Annotated in this window: 9 protein-coding genes; 2 read left to right on the top strand and 7 right to left on the bottom strand. The window is 71.0% G+C overall.

All coding sequences use genetic code 11. The features are described 5' to 3' along the window. Nucleotides 1–67 precede the first annotated feature (67 nt). The 5 genes from glgB to ACTWQE_RS09125 all read right to left on the bottom strand — a co-directional run bounded on the left by glgB (nt 68) and on the right by ACTWQE_RS09125 (nt 10,134). A complete protein-coding gene (glgB, locus tag ACTWQE_RS09145) occupies nt 68–2,269 on the bottom strand; it encodes a 1,4-alpha-glucan branching enzyme (RefSeq protein ID WP_443328335.1) in 2,202 nt (733 codons plus the stop codon). Nucleotides 2,270–2,885: 616 nt separating this feature from the next. Then, on the bottom strand, nt 2,886–4,592 hold the full coding sequence (locus ACTWQE_RS09140; protein WP_443328334.1) for a maltokinase N-terminal cap-like domain-containing protein: 1,707 nt from the start codon (nt 4,590–4,592) through the stop codon (nt 2,886–2,888). 278 nt (nt 4,593–4,870) lie between these two features. Next, the gene (gene treS / locus ACTWQE_RS09135; RefSeq protein ID WP_443328333.1) at nt 4,871–6,622 is read right to left on the bottom strand and encodes a maltose alpha-D-glucosyltransferase; all 1,752 of its coding nucleotides are present in this window, start codon (nt 6,620–6,622) and stop codon (nt 4,871–4,873) included. Next, nucleotides 6,619–8,607 (bottom strand): alpha-1,4-glucan--maltose-1-phosphate maltosyltransferase, encoded by a 1,989-nt coding sequence (locus ACTWQE_RS09130; protein ID WP_443328332.1) that lies wholly within the window; start codon nt 8,605–8,607, stop codon nt 6,619–6,621. The genes treS and ACTWQE_RS09130 overlap by 4 nt, the downstream gene beginning before the upstream one ends. A 318-nt stretch (nt 8,608–8,925) precedes the next feature. Then, nucleotides 8,926–10,134, bottom strand: coding sequence for a S8 family peptidase (locus tag ACTWQE_RS09125; protein ID WP_443328331.1), 1,209 nt, complete (start codon nt 10,132–10,134; stop codon nt 8,926–8,928). Nucleotides 10,135–10,429: 295 nt separating this feature from the next. Here ACTWQE_RS09125 and glgP point away from each other — a divergent pair, with 295 nt between their 5' ends. Continuing rightward, complete coding sequence (gene glgP / locus ACTWQE_RS09120) at nt 10,430–13,060, top strand: alpha-glucan family phosphorylase (protein ID WP_443328330.1); 2,631 nt, start codon at nt 10,430–10,432, stop codon at nt 13,058–13,060. A 234-nt stretch (nt 13,061–13,294) separates the two neighbouring features. Here the strand turns inward: glgP and ACTWQE_RS09115 are convergent, their stop codons facing one another. Beyond that, nucleotides 13,295–15,022 (bottom strand): M4 family metallopeptidase, encoded by a 1,728-nt coding sequence (locus tag ACTWQE_RS09115; protein WP_443328329.1) that lies wholly within the window; start codon nt 15,020–15,022, stop codon nt 13,295–13,297. A 154-nt stretch (nt 15,023–15,176) separates the two neighbouring features. Then, on the bottom strand, nt 15,177–17,501 hold the full coding sequence (locus tag ACTWQE_RS09110; protein WP_443328328.1) for a M4 family metallopeptidase: 2,325 nt from the start codon (nt 17,499–17,501) through the stop codon (nt 15,177–15,179). 394 nt (nt 17,502–17,895) lie between these two features. Here ACTWQE_RS09110 and ACTWQE_RS09105 point away from each other — a divergent pair, with 394 nt between their 5' ends. Next, the gene (locus ACTWQE_RS09105; RefSeq protein WP_443328327.1) at nt 17,896–18,285 is read left to right on the top strand and encodes a CU044_2847 family protein; all 390 of its coding nucleotides are present in this window, start codon (nt 17,896–17,898) and stop codon (nt 18,283–18,285) included. Nucleotides 18,286–18,351: the final 66 nt, after the last annotated feature.

Below are 18,351 nucleotides of genomic sequence, written 5' to 3'. Positions count from 1 at the left end.
CGAGGACCGCGGGCTCACCCCGGGAAGCGCGGGGTTCACCTCGACAACCGTGGGCGCCCCCGCCCCGTCACGCCGGGCGGAACCAGACGGTCGCCAGGGGCGGAAGCACCGCGACGACGCTCCTCGCGCGACCCTGCCACGGCGTCGCCTCCGCCTTCAGCACATCGGGGTGGGTGACCCCGCTGCCCCCGTACCGCGCCGCGTCCGTGTTGAGGATCTCCTGCCATCCCGCGTCGTGGTCCGGCACGCCGATGCGGTAGTCGTGGCGGACCACCGGGGAGAAATTGCTGACGCACAGCAGCGGGTTGCCGAAGGCGTCGTGGCGGAGGAAGGCGAAGACGTTGTCCTCCGCCGCGTCCCCCTCGACCCAGGCGAAGCCGGAGGGGTCGGTGTCGCGCTCCCACAGGGCCGGCTGGCCCGCGTAGACCCGGTTGAGGTCGCGGACGAGGTCGCGTACGCCGCGGTGGTCGCCCGCGGAGTGGTACGTGTCGTCCATCAGCCACCACTCGGGACCGTGCTCCTCCGACCACTCCGCGCCCTGGGCGAACTCCTGTCCCATGAACAGCAGTTGCTTGCCCGGGTGTGCCCACATGAAGCCCAGGTAGGCACGGTGGTTGGCGCGCCGCTGCCACCAGTCGCCCGGCATCTTCGTCACCAGTGACCGCTTGCCGTGCACGACCTCGTCGTGGGAGATGGGCAGCACATAGTTCTCGCTGTAGGCGTACACCATCGAGAAGGTCATCTCATGGTGGTGGTACTTGCGGTGGACCGGATCGTGCTGCATATAACCGAGCGAGTCATGCATCCAGCCCATGTTCCACTTCAGGCCGAAGCCCAGCCCGCCGAAGCCGCCCGGTCCCGTGTGGTGGGTCGCTCGGGTGACGCCGTCCCAGGCCGTGGACTCCTCGGCGATCGTGACCACACCGGGGCAGCGCCGGTAGACGGTGGCGTTCATCTCCTGGAGGAAGGCGACGGCGTCGAGGTTCTCGCGGCCGCCGTACTCGTTCGGCGACCACTGGCCGTCCTCGCGCGAGTAGTCGAGGTAGAGCATCGAGGCGACGGCGTCGACCCGCAGCCCGTCGATATGGAACTCCTCGCACCAGTAGACGGCGTTCGCGACGAGGAAGTTACGGACCTCCCGGCGGCCGTAGTCGAACTCGAGCGTGCCCCAGTCCGGGTGCTCGGCGCGAGCCGGGTCAGCGGGCTCGTACAGCGGAGTCCCGTCGAACCGGGCCAGCGCCCATTCGTCCTTCGGGAAGTGCGCCGGGACCCAGTCGACGAGCACCCCGATACCGGCCCGGTGCAGAGCGTCGACGAGGTACTTGAAGTCGTCGGGGGTGCCCAGACGGGAGGTCGGCGCGTAGTAGGAGGTGACCTGGTACCCCCACGAGCCGCCGAAGGGGTGCTCGGCCACCGGCATCAGCTCCACATGCGTGAAGCCGAGCTCCTTGACATAGGCGGGGAGCTGCTCAGCCAGTTGACGATACGTCAGGCCAAGCCGCCACGACGGCAGATGGACCTCGTAGACGGAGAAGGGCGACTGGTCGACGCGACGGTCGGCACGGTGCTCCATCCAGTCCTGGTCGTCCCAACTGTGGTGGGAGGCGGTGACGACCGAGGCCGTGCACGGCGGGCACTCGGTGCGGCGGGCCATCGGATCCGCGCGGAGGGTCCGGGAGCCGTCGGGCCGGGTGATCTCGAACTTGTAGAGCGTGCCCTCGCCGATTCCGGGCAGGAACAGCTCCCACACGCCGGAGGAGCCGAGGGACCGCATCGGGAACCCGGTGCCGTCCCAGCAGTTGAAGTCACCGACCACGCGTACGCCCCGGGCGTTCGGCGCCCAGACGGTGAAGCGGGTCCCGGCGACGCCCTGATGGGTCATCGGATGCGCGCCCAGCGCGTGCCAGAGCTGCTCATGGCGCCCCTCGCCGATCAGGTACAGATCGAGGTCGCCGAGGGCGGGCAGGAAGCGGTACGGGTCGTGGAGCGTCGTCGTGTCACCGTCGCCCTCCCCGTACGTCACCGCGAGCCGGTAGTCGGGCATCTCGCTCAGCGGCAGAAAGCCCGCGAAGAGACCGTCGGCCTCGGAGATCAGCTCGGCCCGCAGGCCGTCCGCGACGACGGCGACGGAGCGGGCGAAGGGACGCAGTGTGCGGAAGAGGACCCCACCGGGGGCGGGGTGGGCGCCGAGCAGACCGTGCGGATCGTGGTGGGAGCCGCTGAGCAGACGGTGGCGCTCACCGGGGTCCGGCGGCGCCGCGTCCCGCACGCCCGCGTGGGCCGTCGCCTCGCTCCTGCCGTCCTCCGCCCCTCCTGCCGCACCCGGTCCGCCCGCTGCGACCGTCGGGGTCCGCGCGTCCGTCGGGGTCCGGGCAACCGTGCCGGTCTCCGCGGCTGTCCGGGCGCCCGGGGCCGGGGCCTCCCGTGGTCCGGCGCTCCGCGCCGCGGGGGTCGCCTCGGGGCGTGCCGTCCCCCCCTTGGCTCGTCCCGGGCCGGCCGCGGCCGGCCCGGCGCCCCGCTGTTCCTGCCGGTCCCCGGTGGCCTCCCGTCCCCCGGCGGGGGGCGTGGCGTCCGGGGCACTCTTGCGCTGACGGCGTCCGGCACGCCGCGTTGACGGAGCGTCAGGTGCGTCGCGCCGGATCTCCTCGTCTCCCGACGGGCGGGCGGCGGGCGGACGCGGAGCAGCGGACGGACGCGGAGCGGCGGACGGACGGGGGTCGGACGAGGGGCGACGGGGGGTCACGAGTGGGTCCTCCTCGGAGGGGCGAGCCGGGCGGGTACGCCTCGCGGCGGCGGGGCCGTGCTCCCCGGCACGGGAGCTGGGCATCGGACGGAGGTCCGGGCCGCCACCCCGCTGGGCGACGAGTAACCCGGAGTCGTGCGGGTCATGCGGGCGGCGCGGGGGGAACTCCCGGACCCGGCCGCTTTCCTCGTGCGCGCTGCGCCGTCTGAGGGGTACGGGCCTCCTGCGACGTACGGGCTTCCGGGGCGCGCCGGACCACCGGGGCCGGCCGGTCCTCCGGCGCGGGCCGTACGACCGGCCCGCGGCGCGCGCCCGGCGCCGGGTCCACGTCCCTCACGCCCGCGAGACGGTGGATCGCCGCCATCGGCACCGGGAGCCAGTCCGGCCGGTGCCGAGCCTCGTACAGCACCTCGTACACGGCCTTGTCCGTCTCGTACGCCCGCATCAGCTCGGGCTCGTCGCGTGGATCGACCCCTGCCGCCTCGGCGTAGCCGTCGCAGTAGGCGGCACGATTCTGCTTCGCCCATGCGTGTGACCAGGCGGATGTGTCCGGCGCGGGATGGTGTGTACGGGCGGCGTAGTCGAAGGACCGGAGCATGCCGGCGATGTCGCGGGCCACCGGCTGGAGACGGCGGCGCTCGGCGATGGGCCGGGCCGGTTCTCCCTCGAAGTCGATCAGGGCCCAGCGGCCGTCGTGGGCGGTGCGCAGCGTCTGGCCGAGGTGCAGATCACCGTGTATGCGCTGGGCGGGCCAGGTGCGGCCGCGCCGCCCCAGCTCGGCGAACTCCTCGAAGGCGGCGCGCAGCGGATCGCGGTAGGGGCGCAGGGCGGGGACGGCCGCGGCGGCCGCATCCAGACGCTCCGTCATCCCCGATGCGAGCAGCTCGATCTGCTGCCGCCTCAGGACGGAGGTGGGGAGCGCCGAGGCCAGAGCGGTGTGCACCTCGGCCGTGGCCCGGCCGAGCGCTCGCGCCGCACCGGTGAAGTCGGCCCGTACGGCCAGGGAGTTCAGGGCGAGCTGCCAGCCGTCGGCCGAACCGGGAAGGAAGGGCTGCAGGATGCCCAGCGTCATCGGTTCCGGGCCCGGCCGGCCGCCCACTGCGTACGCGTCGGCGGGGGACGTACCGGGGGGCGGCTCGGGCGGGAGGTCGGGCGAGGTCTCGAACCAGGCCGTCGGGTGCGGCACCCGGCCGCACCCGGCCCGTGCGAGCGCGAGCGGCAGCTCCAGATCGGGGTTGGTGCCCGCGCCCACGCGCCGGAACACCTTGAGGATGTACGCGTCGCCGTACACCACCGAGGAGTTGGACTGCTCGGCGGTGATCGTGCGAGGGGTGAGCCCCGAGGGGATGGAGGTGGACGGGGCGCGGGTGAAGCAGAGCGCGCCGAGTCGTCCCGGCACCCGGAGCCGTTCCAGCAGCAGCCCGGCCAGCTTCGGGTCCTGCAGGGCCTCGTAGACCGTACGGCCGTGCAGCGGTCCGCCGGTGGGCCGGCCGATCAGCGCATGGGCCAGCTGCGGCGGCAGGGCGGAGCGGATGCCGAGGAGCAGCTGATAGCAGTCCGCCGGTCCGGGCTGCGTCCGCTGCGGGCCGGACTGCTGGGCCCGTACGAGCAGATGGAGCAGCCCCGGCGCGGCGCCGCCCGCCCCGCAGGGCAGCAGCTCGGTGGCGGAGACGAGGGAGAAGCCCGTGATCGGCCGGCCCTTTCCCGCGAACCATCGCTGCCGTGGGAGCCATTCGCGCAACAGCGGTACGAGCGAGGGGAGCAGCGCCCGGGGAGGCCCGACGGACGGGCCCGCGGGGGCGGGGGAGGCCGCACGGGCGGGGTTGGCGCGGGTCGAGCCTTCCGACATGGCGTCGCGTCCTTTCCCCGGGTACACCACAGAGGCGCTAAGTGCCCCGGATTGCGTGGGGGCACCCCCATGCTGAGAGCAATGGGGGAGGCTGTCCGGCGGTGCGGGACGTGTCGGGTGAGGATCGTCCATACAGGTAAGGCGATTGGCCTATTCGCTGCGCGGTACTCAGAGAGAGTGCCCCTGGCGGGACGGCGGAAACCGGATTCGGGCCGATACGGACCGGATCGCGGAGATCGATCGCCGACCGGGTGAGCTGCCCCGCCACGGGCGGTCCGTCACTCGCCGGTGTTTCCGCCGGATGTCGTGGAGCCGCTTCCCGGCCGGCGCAGCCGGAACCAGTAGAAGCCGTGTCCCGCAAGGGTGAGCAGATAGGGCAGTTCGCCGATGGCGGGGAATCGCACCCCACCGATCAGCTCGACGGGGTGCCGCCCGTTGAACGCCTGGAGGTCCAGCTCGGTCGGCTGGGCGAAGCGGGAGAAGTTGTTGACGCAGAGCACCAGGTCGTCTCCGCCCTCGCCGGGCAGGCGGACTTCGCGCAGGAACGCGAGGACGGCCGGGTTGCTGGACGGCAGTTCGGTGAACGATCCGAGGCCGAACGCCGGGTTCTGCTTACGGATCTCGATCATTCTGCGCGTCCAGTGCAGCAGCGACGACGGGCTGCTCATGGACGCTTCCACATTGGTGACCTGGTAGCCGTAGACCGGGTCCATGATGGTCGGCAGGAACAGCCGTCCGGGGTCGCAGGAGGAGAACCCCGCGTTGCGGTCGGGCGTCCACTGCATCGGGGTGCGGACCGCGTCCCGGTCGCCGAGCCAGATGTTGTCGCCCATGCCGATCTCGTCGCCGTAGTAGAGGATCGGCGAGCCGGGCAGGGACAGCAGCAGGGCGGTGAAGAGCTCGATCTGGTTGCGGTCGTTGTCGAGCAGGGGCGCGAGACGGCGCCGGATGCCGATGTTGGCGCGCATCCGTGGGTCCTTGGCGTACTCCGCGTACATGTAGTCGCGCTCTTCGTCCGTGACCATTTCGAGGGTCAGCTCGTCATGGTTGCGGAGGAAGACGCCCCACTGGCAGCCCGACGGAATGGCCGGGGTCTTGGAGAGGATTTCGGAGACGGGATAGCGGGACTCCCGCCGTACGGCCATGAAGATCCGTGGCATGACCGGGAAGTGGAAGGCCATATGGCACTCGTCGCCGCCCTTGCCGAAGTCGCCGAAGTAGTCGACGACGTCCTCCGGCCACTGGTTGGCCTCGGCGAGCAGCACGGTGTCCGGATAGTGGGCGTCGATCTCGGCCCGGACCCGCTTCAGCAGCTCATGGGTGCGGGGAAGGTTCTCGCAGTTGGTGCCCTCCTCGGCGTAGAGGTAGGGCACGGCGTCCAGCCGGAAGCCGTCGATGCCGAGGTCCAGCCAGAAGCGCAGCGCCGAGATGATCTCCTCCTGCACCGCCGGGTTCTCGAAGTTGAGGTCCGGCTGGTGGGAGAAGAAGCGGTGCCAGTAGTACTGCTTGCGCACCGGGTCGAAGGTCCAGTTGGACGCCTCGGTGTCGACGAAGATGATCCGGGCGTCCTGGTACTGCTTGTCGTCGTCGGCCCAGACGTAGTAGTCGCCGTACGGCCCCTCGGGGTCGGCCCTCGACTGCTGGAACCACTCGTGCTGGTCGCTGGTGTGGTTCATGACGAAGTCGATGATGACCCGCATACCGCGCTGGTGCGCGGCGTCGACGAATTCCACGAAGTCGGCGAGGTCACCGAAGTCGGGGAGGACGGCGGTGTAGTCGGACACGTCGTAGCCGCCGTCGCGCAGCGGCGATTCGAAGAACGGCGGCAGCCAGAGGCAGTCCACCCCCAGCCATTGCAGATAGTCCAGCTTGGCGGTGATGCCCTTGAGGTCGCCGATGCCGTCGCCGTTGCTGTCCTGGAAGGAGCGCACCAGGACTTCGTAGAAGACGGCGCGTTTGAACCAGTCGGGATCGCGGTCCTTGGCCGGAGTGTCCTCGAAGGTGTCCTGGACGGGCTCGTTGACGATCATGTTGTGGGTGACCCTCCGATCGGTGAGGACGGTCGCAGGGTCAGTACGTGCGCGGGCGTGGTGCCCGGCTCGAGGCGCACGTAGTCGGCCCTGCCCCAGTGGTAGGTCTCACCGGTGAGCTCGTCGCGCACCGGGACGGACTCGTGCCAGTCGAGGCCGAGTTCCGGCATGTCCAACGAGACCGTCGCCTCCTGGGTGTGGTGGGGGTCGAGGTTGACGACGGTGAGCACGCAGTCGTTCCCCGCGCGCTTGGAGTAGGCGATCACCGCGTCGTTGTCGACCGCGTGGAAGTGCAGAGAGCGCAGCTGCTGGAGCGCCGGATGGCGGCGCCGGATCCGGTTGAGCGCGGTGATGAGCGGGGCGATCGTACGGTTCTCGCGCTCGGCTCCCTCCCAGTCGCGCGGGCGCAGCTGGTACTTCTCGGAGTCGAGGTACTCCTCGCTGCCCGCGCGCACCGGCCTGTTCTCGCACAGCTCGTACCCGGCGTAGACCCCCCAGGTGGGGGAGAGGGTGGCGGCGAGGACGGCGCGGACCTCGAACGCGGGCCGCCCGCCGTCCTGGAGATAGGCATGCAGGATATCGGGGGTGTTCACGAAGAAATTCGGTCGCATGTACGAGGCCGCTTCGCCGGACAGCTCGGTGAGGTACTCGGTCAGCTCCTGTTTGCCGTTGCGCCAGGTGAAGTACGTGTACGACTGCTGGAAGCCGATGGCGGCGAGCGTGTGCATCATCGCGGGGCGGGTGAAGGCCTCGGCGAGGAAGATGACGTCCGGGTCGGTGCGGTTGATCTCGCCGATGACCTTCTCCCAGAAGACCACCGGTTTGGTGTGCGGATTGTCGACCCGGAAGATCCGTACGCCGTGGCCCATCCAGAACCGCAGGACCCGCAGGGTCTCGGCGACGATCCCGCCCATATCGGTGTCGAAGGCGACGGGGTAGATGTCCTGGTACTTCTTCGGGGGGTTCTCGGCGTACGCGATGGTGCCGTCGGCCCGGTGGTGGAACCATTCGGGGTGTTTCCGCACCCACGGGTGGTCCGGCGAGCACTGGAGCGCGAAGTCGAGGGCCACCTCCATCCGCAGGTCGGCCGCCTTCTTCACAAAGAGGTCGAAGTCCTCCAGGGTGCCGAGGTCGGGGTGGAGGGCGTCATGGCCGCCGTCGGGGGAGCCGATGGCCCAGGGGGAGCCGACGTCGTACCGCCCCGCCGAGAGGCTGTTGTTGGGGCCCTTGCGGTAGGCGGTGCCGATCGGGTGGACCGGGGGGAGATAGACGACGTCGAAGCCCATGGCGGCGACGGCGGGCAGCCGTTCGGCGGCCGTACGGAACGTGCCGCTGACGGGCGGGCGCCCCTCCTTCACCACAGCGCCCTCGGAGCGCGGGAAGAGTTCGTACCACGACCCGTACAGTGCGCGCCGGCGCTCGACCTGGAGGGGGAGCGGACGGGAGGCCGTGACCAGCTCGCGCACCGGATGCCGGTCCAGGGTGGCGACGACATCGGGGGCGAGGGCGGCGGCGAGGCGCGCCGCGGCCGGTCTGCTCTCGTCCCGCAGCGCGTCCACGGCGAGCAGCACGGACTCGCGGCCCTCGCTCTTGGGCACCCCGGCGGCCGCCTCCTCGTGCAGCGCGGCCCCTTCGGCGAGGACGAGGCCGGTGTCGATCCCGGCGGGGATCTTGATCTGTGCGTGGTGCCGCCAGGTCGCGACGGGATCGCTCCAGGCCTCGACGGTGTAGGTCCAGCGGCCCTCGGCATCGGGAGTGACCTCGGCGCCCCAGCGGTCGGTGCCGGGGGTGAGTTCACGCAGGGGTGTCCAGGGACCCGCGCGGCCGGCCGGATCCCTGAGGACCACGTTCGCGGCGACCGCGTCGTGGCCTTCACGGAAGACGGTGGCGGTGACGTGGAAACTCTCGCCGACGACCGCCTTGGCCGGGCGGCGCCCGCAGTCGACGAGCGGGCGGATGTCCAGTACGGGAATGCGTCCGATCACGGGATCACCTGGAGGTGTTGCGGTTTCAGCCCGTTTATGGGCCTTTGTCCTTACTATCTGCTCCGTTGACGGTGTGCTGGCTGCGGGCATGGCCGCTCCTGTCCGCGTTCACTCAGGTGGGCGACTGCGTCCTACGGGGCTGTTCCGGGGTGTTCCTGTGGTGCGAATCTCGTTTACCGGTGGAGCCTGCCCACGAGGGACGGGCGGGCAATCCGTCCACGGGTGTGCTACCGGGGCGTAACGGTAAAAAGACGGACCGGCCCCGCGCCGAGGGCGGCGGGACCGGTCCGGGACCTTCGGTCTCCTGGTGTCAGTCGGTCAGTTGTTCACCTGCAGCAGCAGGTTGGGCGACAGCAGGCCCGGGCTCTGGATCTTGTCGGGGGCCGCCTTGGCCACCAGTCCCTTGGCGACGGCGCCCGGGGTCGCCGCCGGGTGGTCGCCGAGGTAGAGCGCCGCCGCACCGGCTGTGTGCGGTGCCGCCATCGAGGTGCCCGAGAGGGTCTTCGACGCCGTGTCGGACGTGTTCCACGCCGAGGTGATGTCCACACCCGGGGCGAACAGATCCAGCCTGCTGCCCCAGTTGGAGAAGGACGCCTTGTTGTCGTTGATGTCGGATGCCCCGACGGTGATGGCCTCGCTCACCCGGGCGGGTGAGGCGAGATCGGCGGGAAGGCCGTCGTTGCCCGCCGCGACCGTGAACGTCACCCCGGCCGCGACGGCGTTGCGGACGGCGGCGTCCAGCTGGGGGTTGGCGGGGCCGCCGAGGCTCATATTGGCCACGGCGGGCTTCTGGGCGTGCTTGGTGACCCAGTCGATTCCGGCGATCACCTGGGCGGTCGTGCCGGACCCATCGGCGCCCAGTACCCGGACGGCGACGATGCCGGCCTCCTTCGCCACGCCGTGGGAGGCGCCGGCGATGGTGGCGGCGACATGGGTGCCGTGGCCATGGCCGTCCTGGGCGGTCGCATCGTTGCCGATGAAGTCCCAGCCGCTGGTCGCCCGGCCTCCGAAGTCCTGGTGCGAGGTGCGCACACCGGTGTCGATGACGTACGCCTTCACCCCCGCGCCCGCGCTGTCCGGCGAGCTGTAGGACTTGTCCAGGGGAAGGCTGGGCTGGTCGATCCTGTCCAGGCCCCAGGAGGGCGGGCTCGTCTGCGTCCGGTCGATGCTCACCCTCGTGTTCTGCGTGACGGAGGCCACATCCGGATCGGCCGCGAGCAGCTTGGCCTGAGCCTCGCCGAGCTCCATCGCGAAGCCGTTGAGGGCCGTGCCGTATGTATGACGTATCTCCGCGCCGTACTTCCGGGCGAGGTCCTTGCCCACCGTGATGGGGGTATCCGCTCCCGAACCGGACTTCAGGGTGACGATGTAGCTGTTGTTGATGGCGCCGGGGGAGTCGGCGCCCAATATCCGCCCTTCATCCGGGGCGGCCTGTGCGGGCAGGGTGATGGCCGAAAATACGGCTGCCGTGGCCACCGCTGTCGCGGTGCCCGTCAGCCGCAGACGGCGGTGTCGCTCCATTGCCATGTGGTGTTTCCCATCCTCGACCGCAACTCGACACAGGTCAGCGTCTCGTCAACTACCGACCAGTACAAGACTGTGAACGTGAGTGGAATCGACGGCATCCAAGGAGGGCGTGTAAAGGTTGCGGTGATTTCCGGCCGAACCGGAGCAGTGCGACCGTTCGGGCGCATGGGAGCGTTGCGGGCCGTGCGCCGTGGCTGCGGGCGGCAGGCCGCGGCTACCGTCGAAGGGTGAAGGCTGCTTGCACTTTGGTGTGCGTCCCAGAGGTCTTGCGGGCGCCCTGCGAAGGTGGAGAACTGTGAAGGCCATTCGTCGATTCAGCGTGCGCCCCGTCCTTCCGGAACCCCTACGACCGCTCAGCGAACTGGCGCGCAATCTGCGCTGGTCCTGGCATTCCGAAACCCGCGAGCTGTTCCAGGCCGTCGACCCCGACGGCTGGGAGGCAGCCGGGGGAGACCCCGTGCGGCTGCTCGGCTCCGTGTCCGCCGCCCGCCTCACCGACCTCGCCGAGGACCGCAGATTCCTCCGCCGGCTCACCGCCGCGGCCGACGATCTGGACGACTACCTCGGCAATCCCCGCTGGTACCAGACCGCCGACCCCGAGCTGCCCGCCGCCATTGCCTACTTTTCCCCCGAATTCGGTATCACCGCAGCCCTCCCGCAGTACTCGGGCGGCCTCGGCATCCTCGCCGGGGACCATCTCAAGGCCGCCAGCGACCTCGGCGCGCCCCTCATCGGCGTCGGACTGCTCTACCGGCACGGCTACTTCCGGCAGTCCCTCTCCCGGGACGGCTGGCAGCAGGAGCAGTACCCGGTCCTCGACCCCAACGAGCTCCCGCTCGACATGCTCCGCGAGGCCGACGGCCGGCCCAGCCAGGTCGCCCTCGACCTGCCCGGCGGCCGGTCCCTGCGCGCGTACATCTGGCAGGCCCGGGTCGGCCGGGTGCCGCTGCTGCTCCTGGACTCGGATGTGGAGGAGAACGGGCCCGGCGAGCGTGATGTCACCGACCGGCTCTACGGCGGCGGCAGCGAGCACCGGCTCCTCCAGGAGATGCTGCTCGGCATCGGCGGCGTCCGCGCCGTCCGTGCGTACTGCCGGCTCACCGGCCACCCCGAGCCCGAGGTCTTCCACACCAACGAAGGCCACGCGGGCTTCCTCGGCCTGGAGCGCATCCGCGAGCTGGGCGAGCAGGGCCTGGGCTTCGACGCCGCGCTGGAGGCCGTCCGCGCCGGTACCGTGTTCACCACCCATACGCCCGTTCCGGCCGGAATCGACCGCTTCGACCGCGAGCTGGTCGCCCGTCACTTCGGCGAGGGCGGCGAGCTGCCCGGCGTCGACGTCGGACGCATCCTCCAGCTCGGGATGGAGACCTACCCGGGCGGCGAGGCCAACCTCTTCAACATGGCCGTGATGGGCCTGCGCCTCGCCCAGCGGGCCAACGGCGTCTCCACCCTGCACGGCAGGGTCAGCCGGGAGATGTTCGCCGGACTGTGGCCCGGCTTCGACCCCGAGGAGGTGCCCATCACCTCCGTCACCAACGGAGTGCACGCACCCACCTGGGTCGCCCCGGAGGTCTTCCGGCTCGGCGCCCGGCAGATCGGCGTCGGACGGGCCGAGGACGCCCTCTCCACCGGCGGCGCACCCCGCTGGGACGCCCTTGCCGACATCCCCGACGACGACATCTGGGAGCTCCGCCGGGTCCTGCGCGAACAGCTGGTGGAGGAGGTGCGCGAGCGGCTGTACGCCTCCTGGCGGCAACGAGGCGCCGGGACCGCCGAACTCGGCTGGATCGACGGCGTCCTGGACCCCGAGGTGCTCACCATCGGTTTCGCCCGCCGCGTCCCCTCCTACAAGCGGCTCACCCTCATGCTGCGCGACCGCGAGCGGCTGATGCGGCTGCTGCTCGACCCGGAGCGCCCCGTCCAGATCGTCGTCGCGGGCAAGGCACACCCCGCCGACGACAGCGGCAAGCGGCTCGTCCAGGAGCTGGTGAAGTTCTCCGACGACCCCCGCGTGCGCCACCGCCTGGTGTTCCTGCCCGACTACGGCATGGGGATGGCCCGGAAGCTCTACCCCGGGTGCGACGTCTGGCTCAACAACCCGCTGCGCCCCCTGGAGGCGTGCGGCACCTCGGGCATGAAGTCCGCGCTCAACGGCGGTCTCAACCTTTCGGTGCTGGACGGCTGGTGGGACGAGTGGTTCGAGCCCGACTTCGGCTGGGCGATCCCCACGGCCGACGGTGCCGCCACCACCACCGAGGAGCGGCGCGACGATCTGGAGGCCGACGCTCTCTACAAGCTCGTGGAGGAGCGGGTCGCGCCGTGCTTCTACGACCGCGGCCGCGGCGGCCTGCCCGACCGCTGGATCGAGATGGTCCGGCAGACGTTCGTCTCGCTGGGCCCCAAGGTCCTGGCCGGACGGATGGTCCGTGAGTACGTGGAGCGGCTGTACGCCCCCGCTGCCCTCGCCCACCGTACGCTCGACGCGGCCGGGGCCAGGCAGCTGGCCGACTGGAAGGCCCGGGTCCGGTCCTGCTGGCCGCGGGTCGCCGTCGACCATGTGGAGACCGGTACGGCCGCCGAGGTCAACGGCAGTGCCGAGCTGGGGTCGACGCTGTCGCTGCGGGTCCGGATCGCGCTGGACGAACTGACCCCCGACGATGTCGAGGTGCAGGCCGTCGCCGGGCGCGTCGACGGCGAGGACCGGATCAGGGACGGGGCGGCGGTGGCGCTCAAGCCCTCCGGAGGGCGCGACACCGAGGGCCGGTGGCTGTACGAGGGACCGCTCGCCCTGAACCGTACCGGCCCCTTCGGTTACACGGTCCGGATCCTGCCCGCTCACCCGCTGCTGGCGAGCAGCGCCGAACTGGGCCTGGTGACCGTGCCGTCGGAGACGACCGCGGAGGCGGCCGGAGTGCTGATGCGTTAGGGAGCGTGTTTCACAAGTCCCTCCCCCGGACTCCGTCCGGGAGGTGCCTCCAGGTCCGCGATGCATGGGGGCCCCGGCCGGGGAGTGCCGACGCCGCGGGCTGATCCTCGAAGATCGCCCGGACGGGACCTGCGCCCGGCCCAGAGGGGTCCGCTCCGGTTCCGGGCACGGCCCGGCTCGTTCCCGTCACCGGTCACCCGGAGCCCGGGCTCACCGGGCGACGGGAGACGGGGATCACTTGACGTTGACGCCCGCCCAGGCACTGCCGACGCCCTTGGCCTCGGCGCTGTCGGCCCCGTAGAGGTCGGTCGCGGCCTTCAGGGTCGCCTCACGCGCGGCCTTGTAGTCGGTGTTCGAGGTCATGTAGGTGGTGAGGGCCTTGAACCAGATCTTCTCGGCCTTGTCCCGGCCGATGCCCTCGACCTTCGAGCCGTCGGCGGTCGGGCTGTCGTACTTCACGCCGTTGATCTCCTTCGCGCCGCTGCCCTCGGACAGCAGGTAGAAGAAGTGGTTCGCGACACCGGAGGAGTGGTGCACGTCCTCGTTGCCGACGCCGTCGTACCAGGCGTCCTTGGACTTGCCGTCCTTGCTGGGCTTGTCCATATAGCGCAGCGGCTTGCCGTCGCCCGCGATGTCGATCTTCTCGCCGACGAGGTAGTCGCCCACGTCCTCCTTGTTCCCCGCCTTGAACTCGACGGCCGTGGCGAAGATGTCGGAGGTGGCCTCGTTGAGGCCGCCGGACTCGCCGCTGTACGTGAGGTCGGCGGTGGCGGAGGTGACGCCGTGCGTCATCTCGTGCGCGGCGACGTCGATGGAGGTGAGGGGCTTCTTGTCGCCCTCACCGTCGCCGTAGGTCATGCAGAAGCAGCTGTCCTCCCAGAAGGCGTTGACATACGCCTTGCCGTAGTGGACCCGGGAGCCGGCGCCCTTGCCGTCACCCTTGATGCCGTTGCGGCCGTGCACGCTCTTGTAGTAATCCCAGGTCAGGGCCGCGCCGTAGTGGGCGTCGACGGCGGCGGTCTGCGGCTCGTCGGCCTTGCCGTTGCCCCAGGTGTCGTCGGCGTCGGTGAAGACCTTGGCCTCGCCCGACTCGCCGTGGCCGAGGTCCCCGGTGGTGTGGCCGCCGCGGTCGCCGTCCTTGAGGGAGAACTCCGAGCCGGACTTGGTGGTGCTCAGCTCGACCTTGCCGCCGTACTGGCTCTCGCCGGAGCCGGTGTGGACGGCCTGGTACTCGTACAGCTTCTTGCCGGTCCGCGCGTCGCTGATGACATGCAGCTCGCTGGGCGTGCCGTCCTTCTGGAAGCCGCCGGTGACGGTCTCCCACGCCAGGACGGGCTTGCCGGAGGCGGCCCAGATCACCTTGCGGGGCTCGGCGCCCTTGGCCGCCTCGGCGCCCTCCGCCGCCCTGGCGGTCCTGAGCGCGCTTTTCCCGGCGGCCTCGGGGGAGACGGCGGCCTCGGTGCTCGCCACGCGGATCCCCGCCGTCGTGGCCTTGGTGACTCCCTGGCGCGTACCGCTCTTCGTCTCGTGGACGATGAGGTCGCCGCCGAGAACGGGGAGACCGGAGTAGGTGCGGTCGTAGCGCGTGTGGGTGGTGCCGTCGACGTCCTTGACGATGTCGCGGACGACCAGCCTCTCCTTCGCGCCGAGACCGAGCGACCGCGCGGTGGCGGCCCTGCTGGCGTCGGCCTCCCGCAGCAGTTCGGCGCGCTGGGAGGCGGAGAGCTTGGTGGGCTGGGCCTTCGGTGCGTCACCGGCGGAAGCGGCGTCGGCCGAGCCGGTCGCGAGACCGGCGGCCAGCAGACCGCCCGCGGCCAGCGCGCCCGCGGCCAGCCGTGCGCGGGACGTACGGGATATGTGGGGGGTGGCAGAGCTCACTCGAACTCCTCCTGGTGTGTGGGGGGTTAGGAGGTGCGGGTGGTGATGTGGTGCGAGGAGAGACTGCCACCGGTATGCGAACATGTCATCGGGCGTTCACCAGGTTGGCCGGAAATCGTCCGTTGCCCGACGACCGGGATCCGGAATACGGACACCGGCGGCGCCCGGGGGTTGCTCCCCGAGCGCCGTACCGTGGGCCGGTGGGCTCACCGTGACGGCGAGTCGGCCGGACGCCCCGTCAGAAGGTCAGCTTCCAGCTGTTGATGTGGCCGGTGTCCCGGGCGTACACATCCTGGACCTTGAGCTTCCAGGTGCCGCTCGCCGCCTCGGAGGAGGCGTTGACGGTGTAGGTCGTCTTCACTCCGGCCGCGGAGTCGAAGGCGCTGGAGCCCTTCAACCGGTAGGCGGTGCCGTCCGGGGCGACCAGGTCGATCACCAGGTCACCGCGGTAGCTGTGCACGATGTCGACATCGGCCTTGAGGGTGCTCGGTGCGGTGCCGCTGCGGCCGACGGCGAGCGGTGAGGTGACCGCGGGCCCCGCGTCCGGTATGGAGACGTCGTCGGTGTTCTCGAAGACGCTTCCACCGCTGTCGCCCGTGCTCACCGTCCAGGTGAAGGACGCCGTCCCGCTCCTGTCGGCCGAGTCCTTGACGGTGACCGTCACACTGCTGGTCCCCGCGGTCGTGGGCGTGCCGGAGACCAGGCCGGTCGAGGAGTTGATCGACAGACCGGCCGGGAGCCCGCTCGCGCTGTAGGACAGGGTGCCCGCGGTGCTGCTGCTCGCCCTGATCTGCAGGCCGGCGGGCTGTCCGACGGTGCTGGTCTGGTTGCCCGGGTCGGTGACCGTGACGCCGCCGGAGACCCGGGTGCCGACGTTCACCGCGGCCCAGGTGTTGGCCACCGTGTTGTACGTCGTGCTGCCCTGGCCGAACAGGTCGGCCGCCGCCTGGAGGGTGGCCGTACGGGCGCCCGCGTAGTTGGTGTTGGAGCTCATGCGTTCGGTCAGCGCCTTGAACCAGATCTTCTCGGCGTTCGCCCGGCCGATGCCGGGGACCGGGAGGTTGTCGTAGGTCGGGCTGTTGTACGAGACGCCGTTGACGACCTTCTGGCCGCTGCCCTCGGACAGCAGATAGAAGAAGTGGTTGGCGACACCCGAGGAGTAATGGACGTCGACATTGCCGATGCCGGAGTACCAGTTGTCCTTCGACGAGCCGTCCTTGCTGGGCTTGTCCATATAGCGCAGCGGAGTGCCGTCACCGTTGATGTCGATCTTCTCGCCGACGGTGTAGTCGCCGGGGTCCTTGGCGTTGTTGGCGTAGAACTCCACGGTGGCGGCGAAGATGTCGGAGGTCGCCTCGTTGAGCCCTCCGGACTCGCCGCTGTAGACCAGCTTCGCCGTCGCGGCGGTCACGCCGTGCGTCATCTCGTGTGCCGCGACGTCGATGGAGGTGAGCGGCTTGGAGTTGCCCGAGCCATCGCCGTAGGTCATGCAGAAACAGGAGTCCTGCCAGAAGGCGTTGACGTAGTTGTTGCCGTAGTGCACACGCGAGTAGGCGCCGACGCCGTCGCCGCGGATGCCGCTGCGGCCGTGCACGTTCTTGTAGTAGTCCCACGTCACGGCGGCGCCGTAGTGGGCGTCGACGCCCGCGGTCTGCGCGTTGGACGGCGTGCCGTCACCCCAGACGTCGTCCGGATCGGAGAAGAGCGTCCCCGTTCCGGAGGAGCCGCGGTTGAGGTTGTAGGTCCTGTGGCTGCCGCGGGCGGTGTCGGTCAGCGTGTACGAGGGCGCGGTGCCGATCGTCACCTGCCCGCTGTACTGGCTGTTGCCGGTGCCGTTCGCGACCGCCTGGTACTGGTGCAGCGTTCCGCCGGACGTCGCGTCGGTCACCACATGCAGCTCGTTGGGCGTGCCGTCGTGCTGGAGCCCGCCGACGACGGTCTCCCAGGCCAGGACAGGCTTGCCGGCGGCCACCCAGACGACCTTCCGGGGCGCCCGGTCCGGCGCGGTCCTTCTCGAGCCCTCCGCCTCCGCGGCCTTCACGGCCTTCCGCTCGGCGGCCGCGGCGGTGACGTCGGGGGTGGTGTCCGGCACCGCGATGCGGGACGCGACGGCCTTGGTGACGCCCTCGACCGTGCCGCCCTCCGCCTCGTGGACGATGAGGTCGCCACCGAGGACGGGCAGGCCGGCGTAGGTGCGCTCGTACCGCGTGTGCGTCGTCCCGTCGACGTTCCTGACGATGTCCCGGACGACCAGCTTCTCCTGACGGCCGAGCCCGAGGGACGTGGCGGTGGCGGCCTTGCCGGCATCGGCCGCGCGCAGCAGCTCGGCCCGCCGGGCGGGGGAGAGCTGGGCGGGCAGCGCGCCGGGGTCGGGCTTCGCGTGGACCGTGGCGGGGCGTGCGTCGCCGTCCGGACGGGCGGTGGCGGTGCCGGCCTGGAGGCCGACGCCGAGCATCGCGGTGACGGCGACCAGCGCCCCGGCGGCCCTGGTGCGCCGTCCGGTGGGCGACGTACCACCCGTGGCCGCGGCGCGGCGGGGTGGCGAATGGGGGGTGCGTCTCATGCGGACTCCTTCTGCTGCGGCCGCGCCGGGGATGCGCGGCCAGGGGGTACCGGACGGCAAGGGGGTGCCGCCGGGCAGAACAAGCAGTTCGCAGAACAGGTGGAACCTGGCAGAACAGGTGGAACCTGGGGGGGAGACGTGCCAAGGATCGGACCGGGGCGCAGCGCTGGGTCTGTGGGGGAGCTGTGCGGCGGTCGAGGGAAGAGTCCCACCGCTGACCCGAGGATGTCAGGAGCGCGTCAATAACTTGGCCGGAATACGTCCGTTGGGCATGGAGCGGTGCCCGGATAGCGAACGAAGGACTGGCCCGGCATCCGGTGGGGCAGTCTTTCCCCGGCGTGTACGCGGCCGGTGACGGGTGTTCGGCGGACGGGAGGGCGGACGGATGACTCGGGTGGTGCGTTTGGAGCTCGACGACGGTGGGTCGGTGCTCGTGGAGGTGCCGGACGACGGACCGGCCGTCGAACCGGCCGGTCGGCCCGGCCGGGTGGTGGACACCGCCAACCCGGCACAGACCGCCACCGAGACGCTCCAGGCCGCGCTGGGGCGGATCCGCCCGGCGATCGAGGCGGTGGTCGGCCAGGTACGGGGCCTGGGCTCACCGCCGGACAAGGTGAGCGTCCAGTTCGGCATCAAGATCACGGCGGAGGCGGGGGCGGTCATCGCCAAGGCCTCCACCGAGGCGAACTTCACCGTGTCGGCGGAGTGGACGCGCGCCGCGCCGCCGCCCTCCCCGCCCCGGCTCACGCCCCCGGCGCCCCGCTCCGCCTCCGACGGCTCGTAACCGCCCGGGCGGCGCGGATGGTGCGACGCCCCCGCCTGCCGTCCCTGTGCCCCGCCGGACGGCAGG

This window comes from Streptomyces sp. 8N706, from assembly GCF_052245415.1.
Classification (GTDB): Bacteria; Actinomycetota; Actinomycetes; order Streptomycetales; family Streptomycetaceae; genus Streptomyces.
This window is presented reverse-complemented; position numbering and strand designations above follow the sequence as displayed.

Bases quoted from the DNA above. Each gene is read 5' to 3' on its own strand.
- ACTWQE_RS09110 (WP_443328328.1), bottom strand. From the start codon at position 17,501: ATGAGACGCACCCCCCATTCGCCACCCCGCCGCGCCGCGGCCACGGGT.
- ACTWQE_RS09115 (WP_443328329.1), bottom strand. From the start codon at position 15,022: ATGTTCGCATACCGGTGGCAGTCTCTCCTCGCACCACATCACCACCCG.
- ACTWQE_RS09125 (WP_443328331.1), bottom strand. From the start codon at position 10,134: ATGGCAATGGAGCGACACCGCCGTCTGCGGCTGACGGGCACCGCGACA.
- treS (WP_443328333.1), bottom strand. From the start codon at position 6,622: ATGATCGTCAACGAGCCCGTCCAGGACACCTTCGAGGACACTCCGGCC.
- ACTWQE_RS09140 (WP_443328334.1), bottom strand. From the start codon at position 4,592: ATGTCGGAAGGCTCGACCCGCGCCAACCCCGCCCGTGCGGCCTCCCCC.